Source organism: Rhodococcus sp. R1101 (genome assembly GCF_000278445.1).
Taxonomy (GTDB): domain Bacteria; phylum Actinomycetota; class Actinomycetes; order Mycobacteriales; family Mycobacteriaceae; genus Rhodococcus; species Rhodococcus gordoniae.
The window spans coordinates 1-3,503 of sequence record NZ_AJVB01000412.1 but is presented as its reverse complement, the minus strand read 5'-3'; the positions used below and the strand labels follow the sequence as shown (position 1 = coordinate 3,503).

Below are 3,503 nucleotides of genomic sequence, written 5' to 3'. Positions count from 1 at the left end.
AGACTCTGACGATTCCCCGCCTACGCCACTGCGGCCGGCAAATCCATTCTCGCGTGGCTCGAACCCGAACGCATCGATGCGCTCTACGGTAAGCAGCTCGTCCCGTGTACCGAGCGCACCATCCGCGATGAGGTCGCACTGCACCAGGAGCTCAACCGCATTCGCAAGCGGCGTGGTGTCGCGTTCGAGCGCGAGGAGGCCGCGCGGGGCATCGGATGCGTGGGTGTCGCCCTCCGTGGCGTCGACGGCCCTGTGGCCGCCCTGTCGCTCGCGGCGGACGCCCGCTCGACCCGTCTCGAATGGGTGGCACCGATCGTCGCCGACACGGCCCGGAAGATCACGCGCACCCTGTTCCCCGAGCAGGAGCGCGACGACAACCTGCCGGGTGCCACCGAGAAGGTGGGCTGACGTCCCTCCGGTTCCACCACGAATCCGGTTCACCTCGAACGACTGTGCGCAGTTCTCGTCGGAAGCCCTCGGGGGCTCGGCGAGAACTGCGCACAGTGCGTTCTACGGCGGTATGCGCCTCAGAGCAGGTGAACCTTCTTGTAGAGGATCTTCGACGGTCCGCCGACGAGGCCGACGTTGTCGAGGAAGGTCATCAGCTTCGCTCCCGACTTGCGCACCTGGTCGTGATAGTGCTTGTTGCCCTTGGCCTCTCGCAGTGCCCGCTCGCGGTCGAGGCCCGCATTGGCGTACACGTCGGGGTGGATCATGCTCTTGACGACGAAGAAGACCACGAGCGCGGTGTTGAACCGCTCGAACGCGAGTCGCGCGCGACTCGCACCGGCGAGTCGGCGTGCGACCTCCTCGCGGGCGAAGCGGATGTGGCGCGCCTCCTCGAGGACGTGGATCTTCGACACCGCGCGGGTGACGGGCTGGACACGCTCGTCGCGCATGAAGTCGCGCTGCATCATGTCGAGGATCTCCTCGGCAGCCATGACCGAGGCATAGGCGTTGGCGCCCTTGAAGAAATGGCCCCACAGGCGACCGAGCTGGTGAATGTAGCGGGCCGGACCGTAGCCCGGCGTGTTCAGCCGCTCGCCGGCGCGCGCGAACATCACCGAGTGGCGGCACTCGTCGGCCACCTCGGTGAGGGCGAACTGGACGTGGCGTGAATGCTTGTCGCGGTCGTAGACGTCGCGCAGGAGCATCTGCATGAGCAGGATCTCGAACCACAGGCCGACGCTCGAGACGCTCGCGGCCTCGTGCTTGGTCAGCTCGATGCGCTGTTCGTCGGTGAGTTCGTCCCACAGCGCGGTGCCGTAGAGCGTGCTCCATTCGGGGGTCATGCCGAACTTGTCGTCCGGGACGGGGGCCTCCCAGTCCACTTCGACGACCGGGTCGTACGACTTGCGCGCGGACGAAGCGAGCAGTCGTCCGGCGGTTTCCTCCCGATCGGACAGTGCGACGCCGGGGGTGAAGCCCTTGCTGGTCTCGCGGGTGAGCGATGCGGTCATGTCTCCACCTTTTTAGTGTGACGACTGGTAACTGTTATCCAGGTTAGCGTGATCGCGCGCACAGCACAATCCCGCGACTCGTGTCGCGGGCATCGGGAAGGGGGAGGGGCGGGCGGTGACGAGCGCCGGGGCGCCCAGAAGACGGAGATCACCGCGCCGACCAGCCTGGGCGCGCCGGACGGCTAGAGGCCCATGTCCTCGTCGCCCAGACCGTCCGCGCCCACGGCGGTCTTCTTCTCCTCCCGCGGGCGACGCAGGACGTACAGGCGGGAATGCTGGAAATCCCGCAACCGCAGGGTTCGCACGGTCTGGAACCGGAACTCGTCGCAGTCGGCGAGCGCGTCGGCGAGGTTCTCGTCGACAAGGATCGTGCCCGGTCGCGCCGCGCCGGTGAGGCGGGCCGCGATGTTGACGACCGAACCGAACAGGTCGCCGAAGCGCGGCAACGCTTGGCCCCACGCCAGCCCGACACGCAGATCCGGATAGTCCTTCTGGGCCACGAACGAATCCTGCAGGTCGAGGGCGATGCGCGCGGCGTCGATCGGCCGTTCGGCTGCGAACATCACCTCGTCGCCGACGGTCTTGATCACCCAGCCGTTGTGCCGTGCGATGACATCGGAGACCTCCGATTCGAAGTAGTCGAGCAGTTCGCTCAGCGCGGCCGCGTCGATCTGGCGGGTCAACCGCGTGTAACCGACCATGTCGGCGAAGCCCACGACCAGCTCGTGGAGCTCGCCGGAATCCTGCGGGCGCGCGGCGGCACGGGCGGTGGTGGCCACCAGGTGCCGACGCCACATGTGGCTCTGGAGACTCACCGCGAGCTCGGTCGTGCGATGGACGATGTGGTCGATCAGTGCACGGATCTCCTCCTCCTGCGGAGGAGTCTCCGACTTCTCGTAGGCAGCGGCGAGTTGCGTGAAGACGTGGGTGTTGAGCAGATTCAGCTGCCACTCGGTCAACCGTGACATCGACTGTCCGATCGACCGGGCCGCCGGCATCTCGAGGCGTTCGTCGATCGCGCCGCTCGCGATGATCGCCGCTGTCGCCCGCAGGGCTTCGACATCTCCGTCCGTGAACATCACGACATCGGGATCGGGATCGACGGTCAGACCGAGCGCCTGCCACAGGCGGCGCACACGGGCAGGTTCGAGCCCGCACAATCCCGCCACCTCGTTCAACGTGTAACGCAGCGGACCGCCGAGCAGCGCGTTCTCCAGTTGTGACTGGATCACGGACAGCACGTCGGTTCCTGATGCGGGTGCCGGATCGGACGGGGTCACGCATTCATCCTTACCGTGCTCGGCCCCCACGTGCGCGGCAGGTCGCACCGAGCGGGTGAGCAGGGATGTCGTACGGATGTGCGACAGTGACCGTCATCGAAGCACCGCCGACCCTTCGGCGAACCGAGAAAGGACGTCGCATGCCGCCCCGCAGACGCGCGGATCACCTGACGGAGGACCAACTCGGAGAGCTCGGTGCCGCTCTCGCCGAGGGGCGCCGCGCGACCGTCTACCTCGTCGAGGGCATTCCGAGCCTCGGCATCGATCCGGGGACGTCGGCGCGGGTGGTGTCGATCAGCGGCAGCACGGTGATGGTGCGGCCGAAGGGTGTCGACGACGAGCTGCCGTTCGAGGTCGACGAACTGCGCGCCACCCGCGAACCGGCCGGAAGCAAGCGTGCGCCGGCAAAGGCCGCGCGCGCGTCCGGCGCCGCGAAGCCCGCACCGGCGAAACCCGTACCCGCGAAGGTTGCGGCTGTGCAGCCCGCATCCCCACAGTCCGCCGCCCCGAAGCCCGCTACCCCGAAGCCTGCCACCCCGGCCCCCGCTGCCAGTCCCCGCGCTCAGGAGAAGAAGCCCGTGACCCAGACGACCTCCGCTTCGTCCGACGCTTCCGCGTCCCGGCCGCCGGCACCGGCCAAGCCGAAGACCCCGGCCCGCAGCAAGGCGAAGAAGGCGCCGTCGATCACCATCACCGTCACCATCGACCCGGAGAACGAGTGGACGGTGGGGGTCGCGCACGGCACCCGTAAGGTCGGCAAACC

General features: G+C 67.9%; 3 protein-coding genes and 1 pseudogene. 2 read left to right on the top strand and 2 right to left on the bottom strand.

The features are described 5' to 3' along the window. Positions 1-9 precede the first annotated feature (9 nt). Positions 10-408: pseudogene (locus R1101_RS27520) on the top strand (IclR family transcriptional regulator domain-containing protein); the annotation flags it as partial. A 119-nt stretch (positions 409-527) separates the two neighbouring features. Here the strand turns inward: R1101_RS27520 and R1101_RS0118880 are convergent. Together R1101_RS0118880 and R1101_RS0118875 are read right to left on the bottom strand one after the other, a co-directional pair. Continuing rightward, positions 528-1,460, bottom strand: coding sequence for an AurF N-oxygenase family protein (locus R1101_RS0118880; RefSeq protein WP_016934897.1), 933 nt, complete (start codon positions 1,458-1,460; stop codon positions 528-530). 182 nt (positions 1,461-1,642) lie between these two features. Beyond that, on the bottom strand, positions 1,643-2,740 hold the full coding sequence (locus R1101_RS0118875) for an adenylate/guanylate cyclase domain-containing protein (protein ID WP_026003464.1): 1,098 nt from the start codon (positions 2,738-2,740) through the stop codon (positions 1,643-1,645). A 140-nt stretch (positions 2,741-2,880) separates the two neighbouring features. Between R1101_RS0118875 and R1101_RS0118870 the strand changes: the two genes are divergently transcribed. Next, positions 2,881-3,503: hypothetical protein (locus tag R1101_RS0118870; protein ID WP_026003463.1), on the top strand; the 623-nt coding region annotated here is incomplete at its 3' end.

Excerpts from the sequence above, each read along its gene's own strand:
- R1101_RS0118880 (WP_016934897.1), bottom strand. The coding sequence starts at position 1,460 with ATGACCGCATCGCTCACCCGCGAGACCAGCAAGGGCTTCACCCCCGGC.